A 23196-nucleotide genomic window follows, 5' to 3' on the forward strand; every position below is an offset into this window, starting at 1 on the left:
CATGAATTGGTGTGTGGCTGGTCAAGGGCGGGAGTTGGAGGCGTTGCGCACCACCACGGAAGTCGGGGGTAGGCCCGGTGTGCCGGAACTGCCGAGCGTGGGGGCGGTGTCCTGGCGCAAAACATGCGCAGACAGTCCAAATGGGGCCAGCACTTCGGATAGCGTTGGCTCCAGCGCGGCTTGGGAGGCAAGCCAGGCGCTCTCTATTACCACGTCTCTCACTCGTCCAGGCAACGAGCCCGCTGGCTCCCACGATAAGTTGATGTCTTGCGTTTTGAGCCAAAGCGCAAGCGCCTGACTCAGCCTCTGTCCAGGCTGTATGGCCAAAGGCAAAACGGGTTGAACAACCTTGGCCCCACCAATCCATGGCGAAGAAGCGGAGCGAATTGCAGGAGTGGGGGCGGCAAGGCGAGCATTCATGGCTGAAGCAGTGCCCACCGTATCGGGACCAATTGGAATTGGTGTGGTTGGGAGCGCTCGTACCGCAGGAGATGATTGTGATTGCAAAGCGGGTTGTTTATCTACAAACCCTTGCGCAGAAGTGCAAGCAGTAAGGGCTGCTGTGGAGACCGCCGCGATGGCAAATTTATAGATGGTGTTCATGATGAAGTTCCTGAATTCGGTGATTCAAACGGCAAAGTCAAGGCTCAAAAATTATTTGCAATCATTGGACTGCTCGCCCTTGAGCGTGATGCGAACGAGTGGGGGGGTGTTTGGGTAAATGCAGGCCTCAAGGGGGAAGGCCCCAGCGGCGATGCCGGGCGATCGCAAAACCTGATCAATGGCTTCTGGCAGCGAGCCCGTAAAAATGTTGGTGGCTTCGATCATGATGTGCTTGGGAGCGTCCCACAGGACAGACCAGCCAAGTTTCTTGCCCCATCGAGCAAACGTGTTGCCTAGGTGGATGTCCTTGAGATCGATCTCCCAAGATTGGGATGGCAAAGGCGCAGGCTGTGCTGTCGCCTGAGCGGGAGGCTGTTCTTGAGTCGTTGGAGCAGGCGCCCGTGCAGGAGCTTGAGCTGTGGTTGTGGCTGGAGCTGCAACAGCCCCCTGCCCCTGGGCCACGCGACCGGCGTTGAGGTAAAAGCGATTGGTATTCCAGTCCAGGCGAGCAGTCAATTTTTCATTGGACAGCCACTCTTCCAGCGCCTTGACCCATGGCTCGTCTTGGGTCAATCTAGCGCTTGAGGGACGGTTTGTATCAACCCCGTCCTGAGCAAACCCGCTCCAACTTGTGGGAATCAAGAAACGCGATACGCCCGCAATGGTTGACTGCGAAGTGAGCGATTGAGGCCTCGCTTGACGCGAATTGTCTGCGCTATCTTTGATCGTCATCGACAGATTGGCCCGCTCATGCAGTCTTGGCGTGCCAATATGCTCGATGTTTTGAGCTTGTGCTGAAATGGACATAACGGCCCCCATGAAAACGGCGGCAGAAAGACAAATTGAAGTGAACTTGGGCATAAAAGACATTTGGTGGATGTGTTGTGGCTTTTGGAGCTGCAATCAGCAACTCAGAGTCCGTGGTTGCTGGAATGGACTCCGAAGAATCTGCTTTGCTTGGTGCCCCACTCTCTCGATGTAGGTGGTTTTCAGGGTGGGCGTTTTGGAGTGATAGCGACCAACAGCTTCCCTGATACTTCCGGTGCCGCCCAGGTGCTCTTGAATGATCTGGTCAGCGGCACCGATATTGACAAGCGGGTCAAACGCAGATTCAACCGATGCAAATCGCTTGGAGTTGAAGTGCCAATTGATTTGCATGATTCCCACATCGAAAATCGTTTCGCCGCGAGAAATCAGGGCGCGAGCAGTCTTAACGGCCTTTTCCTTTGAATCGAAGAAGTGGCTTTTGCCTTTGTGATTGATGGTCCAGGGCCATGGTCTGCCACCGCGTCCACTTTCTGTCAAAGAAATTGAGGCCAACACATCGGGCGATGTTTTGGTATTGAGCTTTTCGAAAAGGTTGAGCACCGAAGCAAAAGACCAAATCCCTGCTGATTCGAACATCGCAAGTGCAGTGACATCATCGACCCGGCCATCGAGCCAATAGGCGTTGCCAGTTCGGAGGAGCTGTTTATGGGTGCTCACGTCCTTGGCCTGCCAAACTTGATATTTGACTTGACCAGACTCGCAAACGTAAACGCGAAGCGAGTCGCTGGCGTAGCTTGCAGTGGTTATCCAAAAGAGGATGAGTGATGTGAAGATCAGACGCATGCAGACAATTACAAACATGAAGGCGCGTTTGTAATTCGCAAATGACGCACGATTTAAAGGACTTTTCGACCGCCCAAATTTGGGCGGTCCGAAAATTTTCAAAGGTTAAGCGCCAGGTGCAGCATTCGAATTTGACTTGCCGTTGGACGGTGGGAGCATGGTGATTCCAATTAGCACCACCCAAAAGCATAAATGTCCAACCAAAACCCATCACAGATCACAAGTCTCATCGCTTCGACGTACAGCAACATGCGCGATGCATTCAAAGGATTCAGTCCAAGGGTGCAGCAAAAGGACATGATCAAGCGCGTCAGCGGCTTGATATCCAAGAAGCACATTGGCCTGATTGAGGCCCCGACAGGGACAGGTAAAAGCCTGGGATACCTGATCCCCGGGATCATCAGTGCGGCAATGGAGGATCGAATACTGGTGATATCCACCGCGACGGCAAGCCTGCAAGATCAGCTTGCCAAGCGTGACATTCCAAACGCGCTCAAGGCAATTTCAGCAGCCAAGAGCGAAGATGGCGCCACAGTGATCGGTGTCAAAGTAGCCATTGCCAAAGGACGCGAACGACACGTTTGCAACGTCAACTTAAACGCAGCCGCCTCAACTGCCGACCTTTTCAACGAAACGACACCAGAGGTCCGCAGTTTTGTGGAGACAAAACGACTGTTCGATCGAGGCTTGTGGGACGGCACACGAGATACGCTTGAAGTGTCGATGCCTCAATCACAGTGGCGGAAAATCGCGAACAATGCAGCAACTTGCACGGGCCGAAATTGCAGTCAATTCAAGGATTGTCCGTATTACATGGCTCAAGAGGAAATCAAGACAGCTCGTGTGATCGTGACCAACCACGACTACCTGCTGGCATGCATCTCGAACATTCCTAACAGCCCGTTGGCCAATCCAGATTCAATTTACGTTTTTGACGAGGCGCATCACCTCCCGGACAAAATCATTGCAGCCTTTGCGCAGTCCATCCAATTCTCAGCATTCTGGGACAAAGACATGGTTGACCTTTTGCCATGGCTCGGCGAAGACCGGGAATTGGTTGACCTCGCCCAAGAGAGGGTTACAGGACTTTGGCGGGCGTGCGAAAGATCGGTGGAGACCATGCTTGGCGACGGGCGGCAACACAGGTTCACACTGGGCGAGCCGCCACCGCAGTTTGTATCCTTGATGAGGGATCTTGGGGGCGACATTACAGGACTGCGTGACCAGCTTGACAGAGCTAAGGAAAGCTTTCGCAAGCGTGAAACCAGCACAAGGATTGCAGGCGTGGCCACGTTGGCTGAAATGATGTTTGGCAAGGTTCTTGGGCAGATCAACGACGCACTGGCTTGCATCGAAGACTTCACCAGCGAGGAAAACAGGGCCCGGTGGCTTGCCCGTGAGCGTTTTGGGGTGGAGGTGCGGACCTCGCCTTTTGATGCGAGTGGATTTGCCAAGACTCGCCTATGGCCCGTTGCGAAAAACAGCATACTCACCAGCGCCACACTTGCGCCCCTGGGCCAATTTGACCCCGTGCTGCGATCGTTGGGTCTGGGCCATGGCACGCCCACCTTGCGCCTGAGCTCGCCATTTGACTATTCGCGTGCTGCACTCAGAGTGCCCAAGATGGTTCTGGATGGATCTGACCCAGCGCACGCCAAACGAGTAAGGGCGTATCTCGGTGATTTGATCTCTGACCAAAAAAATGCGGGCGTCTTGGTGTACTTTACGAGTCGTCAGATGATGCAGGATTGCTACGACGCTTTGGAGCCACTGGTCCGCAAAAGTGTGCTCTTGCAAGGTGACTTGCAAACATCGGCCATCATTGCCGAGCATTGCAACCGGATCGATGCCGGTGCTCGGTCTGTGATATTCGGATTGGACAGCTTTGGCGAAGGAATTGACCTCCCAGGCAAATACCTGACAAGAGTGGTGATTACCCGCCTGCCCTTCGCACACATGGATGACCCCATCACAGCCACACACGGCGAGCACCTTGAGGAGAAGGGTTTGAATCCCTTCACGATGATCTTGCTGCCCAAAGCTGGGCAAAAGCTGGCTCAGATTTGTGGCCGCCTCATGCGGCGAGAGGACGACCACGGTGATGTGTTGGTGCTCGATAAACGCTTGGTCACGAAGCGGTATGGGCGTCAACTGGTCAACGGCACCTCATTTACCACCGTGCAGCACAGCTGAAGAAATTGCAGGGCCACAACCCGGCCCTGCAATTCCGGTGTTTTTGTCAGAGGTCAATTTCTGCGCCCGGTTCTCGCAGTTCTGGTCTTCGGAGTAAACCAGCTTCGTCAATGAATGGTGACAACGGCTTTGCCCCGCCAGCGCTCGCCATGAGGTGCTTTCGTGCACGAGTCATGGCCACAAAGAACAAACGTCGCTCTTCCTGTGTGGATGCGGACTTATCGGGGAATGTGCCCTCTTCCGCTCCGATGATCCAGACGTAATCGTATTCCAAACCCTTTGATCCATGAGCGGTCAAGAGTGAGACGGCGCCCGTAGATTTGCCTTCCATCTCATTGTTTCCCTTTTGCAGCTTTCGAATTCGCTCCATTCGTTCACTCATCTCCTGGATGCCGTTGCCGTGTCCTACGGGTTTGCGGAAGACGTCAGAGACAGTTTCAAGCCCACGCAAAGTCCACTTATCAGTGGCCACGGAGCTACTCAAAAAACCAAGAACGCCGTCAATGACGAAATTGATGCCACCCGTTCTGAGTAATATCTGCCAGTCAATACGGCGGCGTAGAATTGCCGAAATCGTTGCTTTTGAAGATGTGGACAAAGCCAACTGGTCAAGTTGCTTTTTGGTGATGTATACGAATCCAGACTTACCCAAGGATGCGTGAATCCCCTTGATTTCATCTTCCGTGACTTTAGACCAGGCCAAAACTTCATCGGCATCTAGCATGCTGTCTTGCGTCAGAAGGCCCAAGGCGGCCAAGAAAACCCCCATCTCACGCGACTGCAAAATCGAGCCGCCTTCGGCCCGAACGTAGGGTGTCGAGCCCTTGATGCACTGTGCCTCGATTTTGTTCAGCAAGGTATTGGTCCGAGCGAGAACCCCAACGCTTGCGCCGTTGTTGATCGCCTCTTTGGCCCAATCATGAACTGCGGCTGCCTCAGCCTCACGGGAGCCAAAACGATCCCATTGAGCTGAACCACCAGGGCCTTTGAAGGACACCAGGTCCTTGACCATCCTGTCTTCGTTGATGGATATGAGCGCGGCAGAAGGGGCGAGAACTTCGGCGTGTGACCGATAGTTCATCCCGAGCACGACGCGGGTGGCCTGGAGCCGGTCTTGGAATTCGACCATCCCGCTGTATCCCATGGCCCGTCTGAAGCCATAGATGGATTGATCATCGTCGCCGACGGCCGTGAGAACGCTGCCAGCATCAGCATGAAGCATGGCCCATTTGAACTGAACGCGGTCCGTATCTTGGAATTCATCAATCATCAAAAAGTCAGTTTTGAGAGGACTGATATCGCCATTGCTGATCGCTTTATTGGTTTCGAGGAGAATGTCCTGAAAGTCGATGACGCCGTGACGCTTGAGCAGGTCGACGTAGGTTTTATGCAGCACCGCATGTTGTTCTGTTTCTGGCTTTTCGTGTCCTGATTTAATGGCCTCGACAATGCGAGTCCCCTCTTCGACTTCGAGATCCAGTCCACTGGCATTGATAGCCCGAGCGACGATTGAGCGGCGACTCGATTCTTTGACGATCTCCCATTGGCGGGAAAGACGGGAATAGCCTTTGCTGAGGATTTCGCTGCCCATGCCCGAACGGACACGCTTTGGGAACGCCATGAGCAGATCAATGGAGTGGAATGTTCCCACCAGCAGGCGGGGAAGCGATTCTTCGCCAGAGAGGGCGACAATTCGATCACGCAGCTCTATGGCCGCGTCACGCGTAAATGTGACTGCGCTGACCGTGTTCCCCTTACTCAGAAGGTAAGCCGCTTTCACTGCGAGCGTCTTTGTTTTGCCCGATCCGGGAGCCGCTATGGTCAAACAGTGGCCCATGCACAAAGCGACCTCGCGCTGATCGCTGTTGAGTGAATCTATCTGTTGCGTGATGGTTTCTGGCGAAGACAAATTTCTCTCCAAAATGATGCGAAAAAACCCGGTCGAGCCGGGTTTGATTGGGGGATGTAGATGAAGCCGCTGCCCAGCTACCAGCGTGAGTTAAGCAGCATCACCAGTGGCATCGCCTTCATTCTTTGATGGCTTTGCTTTGGCTTGGGCCATGCTATTGCGCCGCTTGCTGATGCCACCGATGGTGCGCAGACACATGATGTTCAGCGCCATGAACAGACGGCGTTCACGCTGGCGCATCGTGTCGATCTGACCGATGGATGCCGTGTCGTTGAACTCCAGGGCAGCGAAATCCAGAATGGCCTGGTCCCAGACCTGAACGCCTTTGATGAGGCGCACGGTATCACTGGACTTGACGCCAAATTCAACGTCCAGAGTCTTGGTGGTGTAGGTGGGTTCGAGCCAATCGACGACTTTCAATTTGGCTTCGTCGGCCAGGAGCTTCGCCTGAGCAACAGCAGCTGCGCCTTCATGGCAGTAGGTGTCCACGAGGTCACGCAGGATTTCACGCACCTTATCGACCTCGGCCTGGGTCTGATACAGATTGCCGTAACGGTTGAGCAGGTAGAAGGTCCGGTCCACCAGGCCCAGGAAACGCTGTGCAGAACTTGCGATGTTGGTATCCGACACCGCAATTTTTTGCATGATCACGATGGTGCTTTTATAGACCTTGGTGAGTTCGGCCAGTCCCAACTGGCTTTGCTTCTTGGCCGTTTTGCGTGCCAGCTCGCGGCGCTCTTCGGCCGTCAGGCTTCTTCGCTCGACACCTTTGGCGTCTGGGCCGGCATCCCCGGCGTCGCGGGCCTGATTGGCGTATTGGGTTGCCTCTTCAAGGGCGGCATCGGCTTCCTGATTCAGTGCGTCAATGCTGGGTTTGTTTTGAGGATTTTCTGCAGACGCCGTACCGACTGCAGAGGTCGAGTCGGCTGTCAAAGATTCTGTGGATTCGGTAGTGGTATCGGACATGCCTTGTTCTCCAGGTCAAAAGTGAAAGGTTTTGGGACTTCCATTTTTGAAGTTTCAAGACAATCAAAAATCACAAATAACATTAGAAAAACGCAAGCATTCAAAATAAAACATCATCAAACATAGATCAAAATATAAAAAGTTTAAAATAAATATATGTATTATTGTATTTTGTATTTATATTATTTATATTTATCTTGCTGTATTCAAAACTTATTTAAATAAAATTTGAAATTATTTTTAATATTTAACTCCCCTGGGTTTAAAGGTCGTTGGATTTTCTAGCCATGGCTTTCCAACAGTGACCTCGGTTGGCGAAGGCCTCTCACGAAACGGCATTCTCCAATCGACCAGGCCAATTCCCCCTGCCGAAATTAGCGGCAATTGAGTGCCGCCAGTGCCGGTAGAACACCGACGTTGTAGGTGGCTAACTTTGCGAAGCATGGAGTGCCATCCATGTTGCCTCATGGTCTTCTTGACCAAATTGCGCGACATGCCCAGTTTCTTCTGGGCCGGGAGGATGTCAACGGCCAAATTCCCTTGTGGACCGCCCAAATTTGGGCGGTCAAAAGACACCATAAATTCGATCGTATTCATTTCGACAACTTTGGTGCGGTCATCGAAGATGAAACTTGAACCGAACCATCCTGGTGGCAAGATTTTCATCACAAGGACAAATATGCTCAGCCCTCGATACCTTCACCCACTAAAAAATCCTGCTCCCACACCGGTGCATCAAGCGGCAGCGATGCTTCAATTCGTGATCCACACGCTCGAGTCAGAACACGGCATACCAAAAATTCGTGCCGATCTGGACCGCATACAAGGCGAGCTGAAAACGGCAGCTGCGCTTGGCCCATCTTCTGTCACTCCCAACCTCCCCCTTCACTGACCATGGCAAGCAAACATCCTGTCCTCTTTTTCATAGGCCCTCATGGCAGTGGCAAGACAACCGCTGGACGATCTCTGGAGGCTCACCATGGCTTCAAGCACATGAGCCTTGGTGACCTGGGGAGGCTGGCTAGACAGCGAAAAACTGCGGGAGACTTCTCGTTGCGCCTCATGTGCCTACTTGTTGCACAGAAACCCAATCAGCCTCTTGGGCACCATCTGGTCGATGCGTTGCTCAGAAGCATTCATGACATGCGGCAGCGCCAGCCGATCTCAGTGGATGGATTTCCGGCCGAACCTGATCACTTGAAGCTACTTCCGGCCGGCAGCACGGTCATCAATTTCGACGTGCCGGATGATGTGCGAGAAGCCCGTTTGACGAACCGTAGCGAGCATGGCCCGCGCAAATGGGTGCAGGGTGGCCAATCATTGAGGGATGCCAGCTTGCCCGCCCTGTTGAGCGAAGGGGCCGGGGAAATTCAGACGATTGACGCCAAAGTTGATCCTCAGGCCGTCATCAGACAATTGCTTGCATTTGTTTGAGCGTTTCGCCAAATTTTGGCCAAAAAAAAGCCCCCTTTCGGGGGCTTTTCTGTTGCTGGGTCAATGACCTGGCGCATTGCTCGATGCATCTTCCATGACCTGAATGGCCACGGCGATTCCATCTTCACAAATTTGCTCCAGGCGATTTCGCATTTCAAGAATCTTCGCGCCTGAGCCCATGGGGCCGAAAATGGTGCGGAAATACTTGAGAACGAGTCCCCCGTCAATGTTGTTGCTGCAGCAAAAAGCCAAGATGCCCACGTAGTCTTTGGTCTTTTCGCCAAAGCGAGGGACCAATTGACTCCATGTCTCTGATGCAAGCTTCTCGTCGCCATTGAATCGCCCACCAATCCAAATCGCCAAATCATCGGCATATCCGTAATCGGCTGCGTGTCCCTTCATGGCTGCAACATCATCCTGGTTTTTCATGGCGCCACTGGGAACCCCTTGCGGGGTGCTTGATGGCACGGAATGACCGGGCTGAATGTTTTGATTCGCTTCAGGTTTGGGGCTGTTTGCGCTGTTGTGATCAACCAAGATTTCTCCGGTGGACATATCGGCACTCTGAACCCATGCTGAAGGGGCCGCTGATACAGGCAATGCATCGATGATCGGAGATTTTGGAGCGGCAAGTTCGGGCAATGCACCCGTTTGACGCAGCCACAAAACCTTCGGCATCTCGATCTGCATCTCCAAATCAGGCACCCACTGCTCAGACACCTTGGCGTTGCTTTCGGCGTCAAAGTAGGGCCGCTGGACCTTCACTTTGGTAAGCCAAAACAATGGACGGCCTTTTTGGTCATAGTTTGTCAGCTGCCCGTTGGTTGCCCGAATTGCTTCGGACAGTCGCAGGTAGATGTCGGTGGCCGCCTGGGTGCTCCCTGTTGCCAGCTGGAAAACTCCAGCGCCAGCGATGCCGTGAATGTAGAAATTCACAGTACCGTTGAACCTGCAAACGCCAGACGCATATTCCATGCAAGTGGCCGTGTCACACAACCCGCGAATGACAGGCTGTCTTTCTGGCTTGCGCAAAGGCTTTTTGTTGTCGCGCTGCGCTTTGTCATGTGCGACCACTGGTGGCAAATGCTTGCAGACCCTTGCTCCGCTGTCGTCGTAATCGCTCCAATAGCGGATGGTGTTGGGACCACCGCCTTGAACCGACAAGCCCCCTTTGATAAGGGAGTCGATTTTGCCGCCAACCTCGGGGAACACGACCGGAAAGCGGTAAAGCTTCGGCTTGGTGTCTCCTTCCCGCATCTCGCCGTAGAGCGAAAGCAGTTGCTCGGTGATGGCCGCACTGCCGACACCCATGTCCCAGGGATGAGCGTGAAACTCTTCCGTGTTACGTGGGTAAAAGGGGTTTTTGCAACCGAGTTGATCCAGTTGCTTTTCAGCCTCTTTGAAGCTGACTTGCCCAGCGTCCACCTTTTTAAGGATGGCTGCGATGGCTGGATTGGCTTGGCCCGCCTCTCTCGCTCTTTTGGACACTGATTTGGTGCCCACGCGAATCTTGCGACCCACGGAGAAAGATTGCAACTGGCCGCGCTGTTTCAAGCGCTCGTCGAAGAAATTGCTCATTTTTCACTCCAATAGACGGCAACCCGTCTTTGGGTTATCACCAGTCGACATGACTGGCGATCTTCACTTTCCATACGAACGGAATTTGGAAGATCAGAGGGCTCTCAAAATGACCCCATTGGTGTGCTCACGAACTTATGAAAGAAACACCGCGGCACCACCCGCAAACCTGCAACCGACATCGTGAGCACGCCAATGAAGACGCTCAATTGAGAATATGGTTAATCGCTAAATAATGGGAACTGAATGAGGATTGATATTCGCGGTCATTCAAAACTTGCATTCACTTAATTGAGCGGTACTGTTTGGATGTGAATGACTCTTCGAAACTCGCATCAATCGGTTGCCATGAACCTTGGCAGGTTCTGTTGTGCCTGCCCAAAGGCCACGTTGACCGCCGGGGGGCTTACGGTGCGCTGAACCGGGCAACTCGTGGCCGGGCGTGCTTGTTGCGAGCGAGACTTGTGTCGGCGGTTGGGTACGACCGCGCAGACCAGGTGACGAGAAGCCCATACCCTGCGTACATCAAGGCCCAATTGGCATTTGAAGACGAGACGGTGTACACGCGCTTTTACGGGAGCGATCCCGATGAAGTGATTGACTTGATAGGCAAGTCGGTGGTCATCCAAGCCACGGTAGACGGCAATGGGCGTCAGACTTTTTTACGGTCCCCCTCGCTTTCACGCATCACAGGCCGCATTGATCCCGTCTATGTGGGTGCGCAAGGCTTGGTCTCTGGCGAAGTAGTTGAATCTGCTGTCCAATCTGCCCTCAAGTTAGGCGATGCGCTCAACGCTGCGGCCAACGCAATTCATTCCAGCCAGCCGGCCATGGAGGTGCTTGGGCGTCACGGCATCACTCCCCTGCCCTTGCTTCAAGGTCTGCATGCACCCCAGAGCCTTGCATTGGCCGACCTTGCTCTGCGTGTCGCTAAAGAATGCTGCATCAACGAAGTTAAAGCTGCGGCAAGACCGAGCCGAATTCAACTCGCGACCCCTTACAACCTGGACGATGCGTTGATCAAGGTTGTGGCCGAGCAGCCCGAAACGCTCAGTGAGTCGCAACGCAGCGCCCTGAACGTCATTCGAAAGGCCTGCAATTCAAACAGGCCGGCGCACATCCTGCTCAATGGCGACGTGGGCTCAGGTAAGACCTTGGTGTTTCTCACTGCCCTTGCTGCAATTGCGCGGGCCAGCGGTGGAAAGGTTGCCGTCTTGGTACCCAGTGACTTGGTGGCCAGGCAGATTTATGCCAACGCAGCAAAGCGATTCCCTGATCTTTTTCCATGCATCGTGAGCGGTGACCCCGCAGTGGATGCGAAACAGGAGCAAATGGCTGCGTCCTCGATGTTTATCGGCACCCAAGCACTGCTGACGCGTGAACTGCCCTGCCTTGAAGCCCTTGTTGTCGATGAGCAGCACAAACTTTCGGTGGATCAGCGTGGCGCACTTCTGGGGCTCAACACGCACGTCATTGAGGCCAGTGCCACACCAATCCCGAGGACTTTGGCATTGGCTCTCTACGACGGCTGGACCTATGCGGTGATCAAGCATTCACCGGTGGCCAAGACCATCCATAGCCACGTGGTTAATCAGGATGACAGGGCAACGATCTCAAAAATGGTGATGGATCATTTGGGTGCCGGCCGGAAAGTCGTCTTCCTCTATCCCAGTGTGGCCGGCAAGGGGGACGGTGTCATCAAAAAGGCCGAGGCCCTTGGTGCTCACTTTCCTGGCAAGGTAGCCATGCTTCACGGCAAGCTCAAGCCGGCCGAGAAAATACGGGCGCTTGAATCCTTTCGGGAAGGCACATGCCCAATCGTTGTCGCTTCTACGGCCATTGAAGTGGGCGTCGATGTGCCTGATATCGGCCTGATGGTGGTCCTTGGCGCAGATCGGTTTGGCGTTTCTCAGCTTCACCAGCTGCGCGGACGCTTGGTGCGAAATGGCGGTATGGGCGACTTTGTGATGGCGGCCCCGTCAAAGATCAAGGCGCCAACCAGAAAGCGACTCGATGCTGTCGCACAGCACGCTGACGGGTTTTCCTTGGCACAGCGCGACTTGGAGCTTCGCGGCTTCGGCGAGCTTTTAGGGGATGCTCAAGTGGGTGACTCGACGACGCTGTTCAAGCTTAATCGTTTGGAGCCAGAAGACTTTTTGCCGAGGTGAGCTTTCTGCTGGCCCCTGCAAGCAGGTAAGCCAGTAGAAAGCCCCCATTTACGGGGGCTTGAGTGGAGCAAATTTCACTGCCGCTTGGAACGCCTGAACTCCCAGGGCGGAACAGGCTGCGGATCGCTCCACAGTCCGATCCTTGATGCCCTGACGATCGGCTCAAGCGACAGGAGTTCCTTGTCGGTTGCATAACGGGCATAGACCCATGCAAGTCCATTGCCGACCATGTGCTGTTGTGCGTCAACTCCAGAGCAAACCACTCGACTGACAATTCGACCGTACTGGTCTTTATTGGCGGTAGAGATGGTTGCTTCCTTGCCAAAACACACTTCAGACAAAGCTTGCTTTGACTTCGCACCAAAGGCCTGTGAAGACTCGGGCGCATCGATTTCAGCAAGTCGAACGCGCAGGCGCTCGTTCCCTTTGGTCAAAACGGTGATGGTGTCACCGTCGGAAACACCGACAACTCGACCCACCGTCATTGACGAATGCGCTGAAAAAGAAAACGCGACCAGCGCCAGCAGGATGAACGATTGAAATTGATTTTTAAGCATTTTTTTCAGCTCCCATGTGGATGACCGCTTTTTTAATGATGATTCCCGCGATCAATCCGTCCAGAGCGTCTTCGTCATTGACGATTTTGCCTGTTTGGATCGAGGGTCGGGTCAGCCTGACGTGCTTTCGTGTGCCCTCTTCAATGGCCTTGGCCGTCAAATAAGCATCGACCAGCGTTTGCACCTGATCTGGATGACTCATGATGGCCCAAGCCACCATGTCGGCAACCACAGGAGTCACGTCGTTTTGGATTCGCAGATGCGAACCAGCAGCAGATGGTTTTTCGAAAGTGACTCGCATTACACAAGCTCCAGTTGGAATTGAGGAAGGGATTCGGGCAAGCCGGGGATGACTTCTTCTTTGCTGACAGATCGACACCAGGCATAGAGGTCCTGGATCAGCGTAGGCGTTTGGACTTGTTCGACATAAGCCCACAAGTCCCCTTCCACCGTTTTCGGGTTGGTGTAGACGCCTACGGCCGTGGCCAGCGTCTTCATACCCATCAAACGGACGGAATTCTTAGACCGGCAATTTGCTGCGATGGTCTGTTTCAGACGTTCACGGACAATTGAAGCCGAGAAGCGACGTTTGTGAAAATTATTTGACATGGAACTCCTTCAAATGAGGTTGAAAAGGAGGGGGTCAGTGCCTGGGGCGGCATTGACTTTGGGTTGCCACGCAGGCAATCCGAAGCCAACGCTCCGCCCCCAGCGAGTGCTGCGGGGCGGTGTTGGAGGTTTTTAAGTTGGGCCGCAGGATTCGCCGTGAGCGCCCAGCGGCATCACCCATTCCGTCATGCGAACAGATATGCTCAAAACCTTTGAGTTTGCGATTTCGACCCAGTAAGTGTTCGTGACATAAGGCACCCCCTTTTGGGCACGTTGCATCACTGTTTCGCTTCGATGGATCGTGACCTTGAAGGTTCGCTCGTAATCAGCAATTGCCTTGAAGGCGTCAGGCGCCACCTGCCTGACTGTTGCCCATTGGTTGGGACTACCAAAGATGCATTGGCGACAAGAGGTTCTGCCCCAGCCTAAGTAGTAGGCCGGATGCGGAAGGATCTTGTAGCGCTCAATGATTTCCCAGACCTTTGTTTCATCCCACTGATGAATTGGCCTCCAATGGTCGATGTGGCGCTGGTAGCGTTTGCCATGGCGTAAATCACTTCGATGTGGCTCAAATGACAGGTACTTTGCCCGCGCACTGCTTTCTTGAGCTCGCTCTCCGGTGATAACCAATGTTTTCCCGTGGTTGAACACGGTATGGTTAGCCAGGTAGCGTGCACCAACGTCGATTTTCAAGGCGCTGCTACACCAACGGACAGCCAAATTTGCGCTCACCTGGGGAAATTTATTCCTAGTTCCCAATGGACCGTCTCCACCCAAACCAATATGTGAAGTTCCATCTTCTGAGGGAATCCACACAGGCGCAGTTGCTTGACTGTCACGAGTCATCTCGCGCTCGAAGCCGCCTTCTCGCCAGCTTGTGCGGTACGAGCACCCCAGGGCACTTGCAATGGCGGCGCAGTATGCGTCCGTAACCGGCCAGTCCATAAGATCAGACCCCTCGCGACCATCCACCAGATGATGGTGTAGCTCTATGCGATCTGCTGATACGCCCTCATCCAGAAGGTGAAGAACGCAGGCCAATGAGTCTTTGCCGCCAGAGAAAAAAACGATGAAGCGGGCGTATGACGATAGATCTGGAGTTGCGCCACCCAAAATGCTTGAGTTGGCTTCATCGCAGAAAAGGCTTAGTTGGTTCGCAGGTCCGGTTTCTGATTTGTAAAACAATTTTTCCATGGAGTCCTTTCTTGCCAATGCAGGCGTTTTGAAAGGGCTAAGCCGGTGGGCTTTCTGTTACGGCCACGTAGCGGCAAAAGAAAGACTTCACAAACCTCAGGAAGGTGATTTTTAGAAGCTCAGAGCCTATTGCGCAGAGCGAACAAGAACAACCGATTGCTTTGTGTGACGCAGATTGATGCTCCGGTGGCCATCTGGAAATGAGACGACGTAGCAAAACTTGGAACAAGGCGCCGTTACACACTTGGACCAGTACCAACCCTGCTTTTGAGCTTGGGGGCTACCGACCAATGACGTTAATTCCTCGAAAGAAGGAAGTCTCCAATCCGCATGCCCGCGATTGATGTCCCGGCGCAGGTTCACTTCAACAACGAGGGCTGATGCATCACCAGGACGAAAATCACCCATGTTGGTCCATGCCGTTGCGAAGTCAGGCGGCAAGTCCAACACCTCAAGTCGTGACTGGTTACTGATTTTTGAGTTCATGGGGGTTGGTGAATTCTTCCGCAATTGCGTAATTGGTCTCGCTGCGAAAAAAACGCAGAAAGCCTCATTCACCTGAATTGATTGGATACTGCCAGAAGATTTTTGGGTGATTGAATGCAGTTCGTAAAAATCAACAATTCAAAAAAAAGCCCCCGACCCATCGCAAATATGCGGTGGACGGGGGGCTGTTTAATCCTGGCTCAAGGCCAGGGCCGATTTATCATCGGCATCGATTTCCAGTGCTTCATCGATTTCAGCTTGACGCTGCAACGCTTGACTGAGCTTTTGAGCATGTTCGAAAACACGTTCAGAGGCCGAAGAAAAGTTTGCTGCTTCAATGTTCAGCTTGGCGATGATGCTTTTCAGTTCTTGGATTCGCTTGGCAAGTTCTGGTAGGGGCCCACCATCAACAAGCCATTTTTCGATGCGCTCAGCCCCGTAAGGCATGTCGCTGACCACGAAAAAACCTGTCTCCGGCATATCCGCGATCCGAACTTGAAGCTCTTTAGCGAAGAAAGTGATCCGCATGCTTGCGATCAGATTACCCGACTCAAACATGGCCACCTCATTGACCGAAGAACGGTTTTTCTCCATTTTCATCACCTCTGAAGCATGCTTGTTGGCATCCATCAAAGCTTCGCTGGCCTTTTGAGCGGACGCATGTTTAATGCCTCGCACATTGACAGAGCTGACATCCCATCGTGCATTGCTCAGCAGGGTCTCCAGTTTTTTTGCGGTTTTGTCGTAGTACGTGACGTCATCCAACGCCTGAGTGGCCCTTCGCTTGTGGCGTAAGGCATCAGCTTCGTGCACATCTTTGATCGCCATGAGTTTGGCGACCTCAGCGTCCACCGCAGCCTTCTCGATCACGATTGGGTTACCCGATGCCAAAGCTTTCACTTCAGCAAATGACAAAGACTGGCTTGTCACGTCTTCCACGCTTCGGGCTTGACCGTCGTTTTCCATCACTTGCGCGATGAACGAGGCCTTGCGCTCGAGCGTCTGCCACATGTACGCGTCGAAGGTTTGCTCCGTGACGTACCTGAAGATGTGAACAACTTCATTCATGTTGCCTTGGCGAATGATCCGTCCATCGCGCTGTTCAACATCACGAGGGCGCCATGGGGCGTCCAAGTCATGTTTGGCGACCAGGCGGTCTTGCACGTTGGTGCCGAACCCCATCAACTCGGTTGAGCCAATGAGCACGCGAATTTGGCCTGAACGCACCAGGCGGTGCAATTTGGCCTTTTTCGAGTCGGTGTCCCAGTCTTGCGCGAAGGCAATTTCCTGTTCGGGAATGCCTTTTGCAATCAGGAAATCTTTGAGGTGCTGATAGACGGAAAACCCCGACTTATTGGGCACACTGAGATCGCAAAAGACCAGCTGCGTGAGCCGCTGTTCCTTCGTCCGTTCCCAGATCTCAAACACCTTATCGGCACAGACGTTGACCTTGCTTGTTGGATCGTTTTTCGCATTGGGATTGACACAGCGCATGTCCAGGGCAGCTTTGCGGCCGTCACCTGTCACGCACAACATGTTGTCCTCATCAGGTGTAACTTCTCCCGATCGGATATCCTCGGCTCGCTTCACGAGCTCTTGCACGTAGTCCTTCTGAGCCTGACTCGGCTGGACAACGACCACTTCATGGCCGCCACCGTAGAGCTTGGGTTCAGGCAAAGCCAGCATTTTCTTCGTCCGAATCTCGGCGATCTCGCGAAAGACCAGCATGAGTTCCGGGACGTTGACAAAGCGGGCAAACCGGGTGTGAAGCCGGTAACCAGACCCTTCGGGCTTGACCTCGACGCAAGTGACCTCACGCGCAAAGTTAGCCGACCAAGCATCGAAGTTGTCGATGTCCAACTCGCGCAGGCGATCTTCTTGAAGGTACGTCTGCATGATGAACATCTCAGCGATGGAGTTGCTGATCGGCGTGGCCGTTGAGAACATCAAGCCACGACTGCTGTCACCGCGTCGCTCAAACACCACCCTGCTCTTGATGAACAGATCCAGTGCGCGAGACGAGAACGCGCTTGCAATGCCGGGAATGCGCTTTTTCTTGGTGAAGAAGAACAAGTTTTTGAACAAGTCGGCCTCGTCTACCAAGATCATGTCGATTCCCAGATCCTCGAAAGGCAGAATTCCGCTGTCGCGGTCAACACCCATTAGAGATTCAAGCTTTGTTTCCACGGCTTTGGCCGCCCTGGATGCCTCGCGAACAAGGTTTCTGTCCGAAATACCCAACACAGCCTCACGGGCACGCTCTTTGATCGTGTTCGCATGCGATTTGATGGTTTGCTGTCCCAATCCGATTCGCCCGAAGGTGGAGTGCGTCACGATGATGCAGTCCCAGTTACCTGTAGCAGCACGCATGAGCAGGGTCTTGCGACCCTCACCTTCGAAGTCATCCTTTGACGCTGCCAGCACCTTTGCACGTGGGAACGCACGCAGGTATTCGCCGGCGAAGGCTTCAAGCATGTGGTTGGGAACCACCAGAACGGGTTTGTTGGCAATCCCGAGCCGCTTGCTTTCCTGTGCAACACAGATCTGAATGAGCGTTTTGCCACCGCCAACAGCCAACGCATAGAGCGTGTTGCCGCTGACGATTCCACGCCAGATAGAGTCCTTCTGAGCGTCCCGCAATTTGATCATGGGGTTGAGCCCAGGGATCATCATGTGAGAGCCGTCGTAGGTTCGATTGACTGTACCGTTGTAGCGCAGGTTGTAGTCGCACTCCAATGAATGGCGCACGGTGTCTTGCTCAACTAGCCACTTTTCAAAACTTTGGCCGATGGCCTCTGCTTTGGCTTGGGCGGCCAAGGTCTCATCACGGTTGATGACACGCTTGGTTTTGTTGTCGGGCAACTCAATTTCGTCGTACACCTCGGGCGTCTGTTGGTTGAGCATCAAGCGCAGCAGGTCCCAGAATCCCTTGCGGGCAGTTCCCCACTCTGACTTGAAGATCGCCGCTTTTTCCATGTTGCACTCGACCGTCCAAGAGGCGGTTTCGGGCACGTGGTTGACAGAGGCAGTGGTGTGTTCAAGATTACCTTCGCCAAGACGTAGAGTGTCTTTAAGCCACATTTCGATGACATTGGCAGGCATCCACGGCACACCCAAACGGATTGCAACCTGCGAAAGGCTGATCCAAGGGGGTTGCACGGCGTCAAGCGCCTTCACGTTGGCCTCGAAGCTTTGGTTATTCACCGCAGCGTCTTTGGCCAGTTGAAGTTTTAGCCGGACGTTACCGCTCAAGTAGTCCAACGAGTCCACCCACTGCCCCGTAAGGGGGTCCAGGAAAACGCGTTTGTTCTCAAGCAGCTGCGCGACCACATCATCTTCGGAGCAGTCCAATGCCACTGCGATCGTGGACACCTCAAGACGGCCATACTTGTTGTATGACAATGCGATGGCGTCGTCGATGCTTTCTACCTTTTCGGGAAGAGTGGCCACCGAGACCGTACTTCCAGTGAAGATGTCGGCTTTTTTGGCCTGTTCCGACTCATCGTCCCAGAACTCAAGCGACCACAAAAGCGGTGCATGGGAATCTGACCTGTAGAGCCGGCGGTTCACCGGGCTGAGCAAGTAGCCATAACGACTCACAAAACCGTCGTACAACGCGTTGAGCTCTGCGCGAATTTCCTGCGCATGTGATTTTTGGCCAGCGTCGGCTTCCATGAGCCGAAGCACACAGTCGCGGATGCGGGTCATACCCTCAATGCGCAAGATCGATGCACCCGGCAGGTGGTCTTGACTTTCGACTGTGTTGGTGTGGGTCACCCGCATGAGGCGGCCGTCATCAGCAAAGAAGAAGCCCTGGGCCACGAAGCTCTTGGTGCCGGCGGGATCTTTGACTCGGCTTGCCGTCGATTGGTTCTCACCAATGTTTTGCGCCGGATCGAAGACCTTTGGGATGCCGTGGGCGATCTCTCCAAGACGCTGTTGCCAGCAATCATCGGCCGAGACGCCGATGCCGGAGCCGAATCGGCCAGAAACCCTCACCAATTTGCCCAAGACCTGCTCGGGCCGATCTGCGAAGTACGCGTTGATTTTCGGTCTCTGCCAGTTCATGAACTCTTTGCTGCAGCACAGCTGCCCTGGGGCTTGCTTGGCTTGGCAAATGGAGAACACGGGCAAATCAACTACCAACTCGTCTTCAAGAATTGCGCTTCGCTTTTGAAGAAGCACGATGTCCGTTAAGACGTCGGTGCCTCCCAGTCGCTTGAACGCACCGGAGGGCAGGCGCACGATGGACAGGATGTTCGACTTTTGCAGCATTAACCGCTTGATCGAAGAGTCTGCCTTGTCCATCATCGAGGCGGTAGTGATGAGCGCCACCAGGCCGCCAGGGCGAACCATGTCGAGCGATTTGGCCACGAAGTATTCGTGGATGTTGAGCTTCAAACGGTCCAAGCGACGGTCGCTCACTCGGTAGTTGCCGAACGGGATGTTGCCGATCACGAGATCAAAGCAGCCCACGTAGGACGTATCTTCGATACCGCAGTTGCGCACCATGGTGCGATCATCGGCATAGATCTCGACGGCCATTGTCGCGGTCAACGGGTCGATTTCCACCATGTGGATGTGCGACGCTTCACGCAGATCGTCGGGCATGCACCCGACGAAATGACCGTTACCACACGAGGGCTCGATGACTGCACCGCCGGCAAAGCCAGCGCTGCGCACCATCTGCCACATGGCCCGAATCACTTCGGGCTCTGTGTAGTAGGCCGTCAGGACCGAGTCTTGCGCCTGAGCGTATTCGCTTGGGCTCAAGAGTTCGGCCAAGCGACTGCTCGCCTGGGCGTACTCAGAGTTTTTGGCAAATACCTCGGAGAGACCACCCCAGCCCGTGAAGGCTGCCATGGTGCGGCGCTGCTCTTCGGTGGCGGGCTTGCTTGATCCGCGCAGAGAGATCGCCGTTTCGATCGCAGCCATGTTGGCTCGAACTTTGGCGGCTGGACCGCTCAGTGGGTCCAAGATGTCGTCGCTCATGCGGAAGTACGAAGACTTCGCCACAGGTGCGAACGCTTTGGAGATCGAGTTGGCAACTGCTGTTGCCGGTGCGACCTCAACGGGTACTTCGGCCACTTGCGCGGCGTCGAAGAAATCGAAAATGCTCAGTTGCAGCATTGGTTTGCCTTTCGTTTCCCAATCGGGAAGGGGTTAATGAAAGGAAAAAGCCGAGAGGCTTTCTTTTGACGCCGTATGTAGCAGGGCCAAAAGAAAACCCGACATAGCAGGTCAGTGGATTATTTTTTTAACTGAGTAGTCCGCACCAACCGAACACAAAGATCGTTTCGTCGGTTGTTCCCATTCACCAAGCCATCGTTAAAACTAACGAACCAAGCGTGGCTGGAGCCGCACACGAAGAGCGAAGAGGACCAGAACAACCCCCACACCATGCAAGCGGATCAAAACGCCGCCATCAACATTCAAAGGGCGGGGCACGCCCGGTTAGCCTGTGGAGAGGACATCAGTCAAAGCGAAAGCGGTGCAGCCTCAATGAAGCAGGAACACTCCCGTGCGGATCGTGGGAGCCAGTAATGGCATCACACCACGCGCATTGGAATCCCGGTCCTTCAGGGCCGTGAGGATGTCAATCGTGTTCGTTCGCCCATTCCGCACGCAGCGAGTTATTGGAGGCGACGAATCGATTGTTTTGACCAGTGATCAGATTGTGAATTTTCACAGTTGCCGGTATTTTTTGGCAGTTGAATGTTGGCTTGTTCGCACGCTCTTTTGACCGCCCAAATTTGGGCGGTCAAAGATTTCCATCCAGCTATCCACCGCCAAAACTTGGTCGTTTAGGGCCGGGAAATGTCAGCCACGCCAAGAGCGTAGACGTCCATCGTCAACATGGATAAAACCCCGCTCAACGTAGACACCAACGCCGCCGCCGCGAAGGTACTTCGCCGTTTGCGCAAGCTGGGGAGTGGGTGCGCCCAAAGTGCGACCATCCCAAGCCCTGCCCATGGTATGCAAGCTGTCACGGGCCGCACCTTCCGTGAGTTGATTTGTCCGTCCCGATCTGTACCCTGAATGTGTGATTAATGGGGAATTGTCGATGCCGTTTGCACCCAAAACACCCTGCATTCCGCAAAGAATATCGAGCAGCACGGGAGACATCTGCACAGCCTCGCCTTGCCTCACATCTCGTAGAAGCAGGCAGATTTTCAGGTACTCATCCCAGATGATTTTCCCGTCAGCGAAGTAGACCCCTTTGAACTCCTCAACGGTGTTTCGAGCAGTTTGACGACGAAGCCAAAGGTGTCTTGGCTGAGACCAGAAATCAGATGCAAGGCCCAAAGCCGGACTGAGGAAAACACCGGTCACAAGTGCTGAGCCTGCTTTCAAAAAGTGTCGTCTGGTCATATCTGCATCCACCATATTCAATCCCAAGCCTCAAGCTGCATCGCCCATGAGAAAAAAAATAAGCCAGAAAGAAAAATTCATGAATTCGATCGCTCAAACATGGTTTCAATGTCCCGTCGTGGACAAGATACTCAAGACCACAGCAAAACTCTGGGCCAGTGACTGCGACAGCCAATTTAGAGCGCCCTCATCAGGCAAAAAAACCGAATCACGCGCATGTAAATAGTCACAGGGTGGACGTGAATTCTTCGAATGAATGAATGCGAATTATTGGTTTTTTTTGATTAAGAGACGCAATCATCGTCAATCAAGATTGAGTGACAATGAAACAAGAAACCCCATACATTCTCAAATCCGCAGCAGGCAAAATGTCGTTGTATGTCGGTAACCGAACCAACAAAGAAACCGGGGCGTTGATTTTTGAGCCCCTGGTCATTGAGGACGCTCAGATTCTCATGCTCGAAGACCTGGGACCGCAGCTTATTGCGGGCAGTCAATTGTGGCCAGTGAGAACCTACAGGTCTGCGTACAGCCTCGATAAACTGATGTATTCGGATCGCTTCAAAAATAACCCTCAAGCGATTTCGCTGTATTCATTTGAGAGACAAGCCGCAGCAGGCTTTTTCTGCCGCATCGAGCCCGAACCGTCGGAGATGGCAACCTACTCGTATGGTGAGCTTCGATGCGTTGCCTTGAGCACTTTGCGGTCACTAGAAAATCGGGTGCTCGTTCTGCCGACCGAACGCCGAAATGAGCTACGACTTCTCAAGCCTTTTTGTGAGGCTGTGGCCGAGATTGAAGCATCTGCAGCTGTGCGCGGTTGCTGACAAGTGAATCTTTACCCAACCATGAACCCATGAGCCGCAGCCGAGAAAGCGCGTTTTTCATCGTTGCATAGCCGTATCCGGCCTCAATCCAGCTTAGGACCAAAGCATCGACATGGGAACTTTTTAAGCTTCGAGGACTCTTGATGTGGTAGCCGAGATGCCAAATCCGGGTGACACAGGCCACTAGGACCTCCGTGGTGCTTCTTATGGTGGCCTCGGATGCGATCTCCCCGGATTTCGTTTTGCCCGCGTTGGCATGCGACAAAGCCCGCGTTTTAGCAACCAGAACATGCAGTCCTTGGTTGCCAACGGCGGACTTTGAGTTGCGACCGCGGGACTCAATCATTGCCATCTAGCACGGGGAGCAGCAGATGTGGCTTGACGGCGAAGTTTGTCGAAGATTACAAGATCCACGGATTTATTGGCATGCGCGGATTGGGCAGAAAGCACAACATAGGCGCCATCAATTCGCCAAGGAATCGGACGGCCATCAATACCGAGAACATCTTGGACGATTACACCTTTTTCAGGCACGATGTACAGATCGCCATTTGCTCTCAAAAATGCGGTCGATATATCGCGGGCAGGTGGCACAAATATCGCGCCGTCGATATGAGTTTCGAATGGGTTTGCGCACCCAGCTATAGACAGGGCCACCATGCCGGCGGCCATCAAACGATTGAACATAT

The 23196-nt window shown here is 53.7% G+C and carries 20 protein-coding genes; 5 read left to right on the forward strand and 15 right to left on the reverse strand.

The genetic code is table 11. The features are described 5' to 3' along the window. Positions 1 to 21: 21 nt before the first annotated feature. From HEQ17_RS00285 to HEQ17_RS00295, 3 genes are read right to left on the reverse strand one after another with little or no spacing between them, the layout of a single operon-like run. Positions 22 to 603, reverse strand: a complete 582-nt coding sequence (locus tag HEQ17_RS00285; protein ID WP_296290718.1) for a hypothetical protein — start codon at positions 601 to 603, stop codon at positions 22 to 24. A gap of 51 nt (positions 604 to 654) precedes the next feature. Beyond that, entirely contained in the window at positions 655 to 1473 is an 819-nt protein-coding gene (locus HEQ17_RS00290) for a TcpQ domain-containing protein (protein WP_296290719.1), read from the reverse strand. Positions 1474 to 1506: 33 nt separating this feature from the next. Continuing rightward, a complete protein-coding gene (locus HEQ17_RS00295; protein ID WP_296290720.1) occupies positions 1507 to 2214 on the reverse strand; it encodes a transglycosylase SLT domain-containing protein in 708 nt (235 codons plus the stop codon). A gap of 192 nt (positions 2215 to 2406) precedes the next feature. On the opposite strand from HEQ17_RS00295, the gene HEQ17_RS00300 reads away from it, so the two are divergent. After that, complete coding sequence (locus HEQ17_RS00300) at positions 2407 to 4407, forward strand: helicase C-terminal domain-containing protein (RefSeq protein ID WP_296290721.1); 2001 nt, start codon at positions 2407 to 2409, stop codon at positions 4405 to 4407. Between the two features lie 46 nt (positions 4408 to 4453). Here HEQ17_RS00300 and HEQ17_RS00305 read toward each other — a convergent pair whose 3' ends face one another. The 3 genes from HEQ17_RS00305 to HEQ17_RS00315 form a co-directional block, all read right to left on the reverse strand. Continuing rightward, positions 4454 to 6316: an ATP-dependent helicase gene (locus HEQ17_RS00305; RefSeq protein WP_296290722.1), complete on the reverse strand. Its 1863-nt coding sequence runs from the start codon at positions 6314 to 6316 to the stop codon at positions 4454 to 4456. 90 nt (positions 6317 to 6406) lie between these two features. Then, positions 6407 to 7282 carry a hypothetical protein gene (locus tag HEQ17_RS00310; protein ID WP_296290723.1) on the reverse strand — a complete coding sequence of 292 codons (876 nt, stop codon included), beginning with the start codon at positions 7280 to 7282 and terminating at the stop codon, positions 6407 to 6409. 240 nt (positions 7283 to 7522) lie between these two features. Beyond that, the gene (locus tag HEQ17_RS00315; protein ID WP_296290724.1) at positions 7523 to 7951 is read right to left on the reverse strand and encodes a hypothetical protein; all 429 of its coding nucleotides are present in this window, start codon (positions 7949 to 7951) and stop codon (positions 7523 to 7525) included. Between the two features lie 225 nt (positions 7952 to 8176). Here HEQ17_RS00315 and HEQ17_RS00320 point away from each other — a divergent pair, with 225 nt between their 5' ends. Then, on the forward strand, positions 8177 to 8716 hold the full coding sequence (locus HEQ17_RS00320) for a nucleoside monophosphate kinase (RefSeq protein WP_296290725.1): 540 nt from the start codon (positions 8177 to 8179) through the stop codon (positions 8714 to 8716). Positions 8717 to 8776: 60 nt separating this feature from the next. Here HEQ17_RS00320 and HEQ17_RS00325 read toward each other — a convergent pair whose 3' ends face one another. After that, positions 8777 to 10294 (reverse strand): hypothetical protein, encoded by a 1518-nt coding sequence (locus tag HEQ17_RS00325; RefSeq protein ID WP_296290726.1) that lies wholly within the window; start codon positions 10292 to 10294, stop codon positions 8777 to 8779. A gap of 536 nt (positions 10295 to 10830) precedes the next feature. Here HEQ17_RS00325 and HEQ17_RS00330 point away from each other — a divergent pair. Continuing rightward, complete coding sequence (locus tag HEQ17_RS00330; RefSeq protein ID WP_296290727.1) at positions 10831 to 12462, forward strand: helicase-related protein; 1632 nt, start codon at positions 10831 to 10833, stop codon at positions 12460 to 12462. A 74-nt stretch (positions 12463 to 12536) separates the two neighbouring features. Here HEQ17_RS00330 and HEQ17_RS00335 read toward each other — a convergent pair whose 3' ends face one another. From HEQ17_RS00335 to HEQ17_RS00350, 4 genes are all read right to left on the reverse strand, one after another. Next, positions 12537 to 13019: a thermonuclease family protein gene (locus tag HEQ17_RS00335; protein ID WP_296290728.1), complete on the reverse strand. Its 483-nt coding sequence runs from the start codon at positions 13017 to 13019 to the stop codon at positions 12537 to 12539. Further along, the gene (locus HEQ17_RS00340) at positions 13012 to 13320 is read right to left on the reverse strand and encodes a hypothetical protein (protein WP_296290729.1); all 309 of its coding nucleotides are present in this window, start codon (positions 13318 to 13320) and stop codon (positions 13012 to 13014) included. The genes HEQ17_RS00335 and HEQ17_RS00340 overlap by 8 nt, the downstream gene beginning before the upstream one ends. Then, positions 13320 to 13628, reverse strand: a complete 309-nt coding sequence (locus tag HEQ17_RS00345; protein WP_296290730.1) for a hypothetical protein — start codon at positions 13626 to 13628, stop codon at positions 13320 to 13322. Before HEQ17_RS00345 ends, HEQ17_RS00340 begins: the two co-directional genes overlap by 1 nt. A gap of 132 nt (positions 13629 to 13760) precedes the next feature. Further along, the gene (locus HEQ17_RS00350; RefSeq protein ID WP_296290731.1) at positions 13761 to 14822 is read right to left on the reverse strand and encodes a phosphoadenosine phosphosulfate reductase family protein; all 1062 of its coding nucleotides are present in this window, start codon (positions 14820 to 14822) and stop codon (positions 13761 to 13763) included. 406 nt (positions 14823 to 15228) lie between these two features. Between HEQ17_RS00350 and HEQ17_RS00355 the strand changes: the two genes are divergently transcribed. Continuing rightward, entirely contained in the window at positions 15229 to 15384 is a 156-nt protein-coding gene (locus HEQ17_RS00355; RefSeq protein ID WP_296290732.1) for a hypothetical protein, read from the forward strand. 113 nt (positions 15385 to 15497) lie between these two features. On the opposite strand, the gene HEQ17_RS00360 is transcribed toward HEQ17_RS00355, so the two are convergent. Further along, complete coding sequence (locus HEQ17_RS00360; RefSeq protein ID WP_296290733.1) at positions 15498 to 20438, reverse strand: N-6 DNA methylase; 4941 nt, start codon at positions 20436 to 20438, stop codon at positions 15498 to 15500. A 690-nt stretch (positions 20439 to 21128) separates the two neighbouring features. Further along, on the reverse strand, positions 21129 to 21707 hold the full coding sequence (locus HEQ17_RS00365) for a DUF882 domain-containing protein (protein ID WP_296290734.1): 579 nt from the start codon (positions 21705 to 21707) through the stop codon (positions 21129 to 21131). A gap of 296 nt (positions 21708 to 22003) precedes the next feature. Between HEQ17_RS00365 and HEQ17_RS00370 the strand changes: the two genes are divergently transcribed. Beyond that, positions 22004 to 22507 carry a hypothetical protein gene (locus HEQ17_RS00370; protein WP_296290735.1) on the forward strand — a complete coding sequence of 168 codons (504 nt, stop codon included), beginning with the start codon at positions 22004 to 22006 and terminating at the stop codon, positions 22505 to 22507. Here HEQ17_RS00370 and HEQ17_RS15955 read toward each other — a convergent pair. Both HEQ17_RS15955 and HEQ17_RS00375 read right to left on the reverse strand, forming a co-directional pair. Beyond that, a complete protein-coding gene (locus HEQ17_RS15955; protein ID WP_366937994.1) occupies positions 22446 to 22859 on the reverse strand; it encodes a phage integrase N-terminal domain-containing protein in 414 nt (137 codons plus the stop codon). The genes HEQ17_RS00370 and HEQ17_RS15955 overlap by 62 nt on opposite strands. Further along, the gene (locus HEQ17_RS00375; protein WP_296290736.1) at positions 22850 to 23194 is read right to left on the reverse strand and encodes a hypothetical protein; all 345 of its coding nucleotides are present in this window, start codon (positions 23192 to 23194) and stop codon (positions 22850 to 22852) included. Before HEQ17_RS00375 ends, HEQ17_RS15955 begins: the two co-directional genes overlap by 10 nt. Positions 23195 to 23196: the final 2 nt, after the last annotated feature.

The organism is Limnohabitans sp. (genome assembly GCF_023910625.1).
Classification (GTDB): Bacteria; Pseudomonadota; Gammaproteobacteria; order Burkholderiales; family Burkholderiaceae_C; genus Limnohabitans_A.

Coding starts and splice junctions, on each gene's coding strand:
- HEQ17_RS00285 (WP_296290718.1), bottom strand. CDS start 603: ATGAACACCATCTATAAATTTGCCATCGCGGCGGTCTCCACAGCAGCC.
- HEQ17_RS00290 (WP_296290719.1), bottom strand. CDS start 1,473: ATGTCTTTTATGCCCAAGTTCACTTCAATTTGTCTTTCTGCCGCCGTT.
- HEQ17_RS00295 (WP_296290720.1), bottom strand. CDS start 2,214: ATGCGTCTGATCTTCACATCACTCATCCTCTTTTGGATAACCACTGCA.
- HEQ17_RS00300 (WP_296290721.1), top strand. CDS start 2,407: ATGTCCAACCAAAACCCATCACAGATCACAAGTCTCATCGCTTCGACG.
- HEQ17_RS00310 (WP_296290723.1), bottom strand. CDS start 7,282: ATGTCCGATACCACTACCGAATCCACAGAATCTTTGACAGCCGACTCG.
- HEQ17_RS00320 (WP_296290725.1), top strand. CDS start 8,177: ATGGCAAGCAAACATCCTGTCCTCTTTTTCATAGGCCCTCATGGCAGT.
- HEQ17_RS00325 (WP_296290726.1), bottom strand. CDS start 10,294: ATGAGCAATTTCTTCGACGAGCGCTTGAAACAGCGCGGCCAGTTGCAA.
- HEQ17_RS00335 (WP_296290728.1), bottom strand. CDS start 13,019: ATGCTTAAAAATCAATTTCAATCGTTCATCCTGCTGGCGCTGGTCGCG.
- HEQ17_RS00340 (WP_296290729.1), bottom strand. CDS start 13,320: ATGCGAGTCACTTTCGAAAAACCATCTGCTGCTGGTTCGCATCTGCGA.
- HEQ17_RS00345 (WP_296290730.1), bottom strand. CDS start 13,628: ATGTCAAATAATTTTCACAAACGTCGCTTCTCGGCTTCAATTGTCCGT.
- HEQ17_RS00350 (WP_296290731.1), bottom strand. CDS start 14,822: ATGGAAAAATTGTTTTACAAATCAGAAACCGGACCTGCGAACCAACTA.
- HEQ17_RS00355 (WP_296290732.1), top strand. CDS start 15,229: ATGTTGGTCCATGCCGTTGCGAAGTCAGGCGGCAAGTCCAACACCTCA.
- HEQ17_RS00360 (WP_296290733.1), bottom strand. CDS start 20,438: ATGCTGCAACTGAGCATTTTCGATTTCTTCGACGCCGCGCAAGTGGCC.
- HEQ17_RS00370 (WP_296290735.1), top strand. CDS start 22,004: ATGAAACAAGAAACCCCATACATTCTCAAATCCGCAGCAGGCAAAATG.
- HEQ17_RS15955 (WP_366937994.1), bottom strand. CDS start 22,859: ATGGCAATGATTGAGTCCCGCGGTCGCAACTCAAAGTCCGCCGTTGGC.
- HEQ17_RS00375 (WP_296290736.1), bottom strand. CDS start 23,194: ATGTTCAATCGTTTGATGGCCGCCGGCATGGTGGCCCTGTCTATAGCT.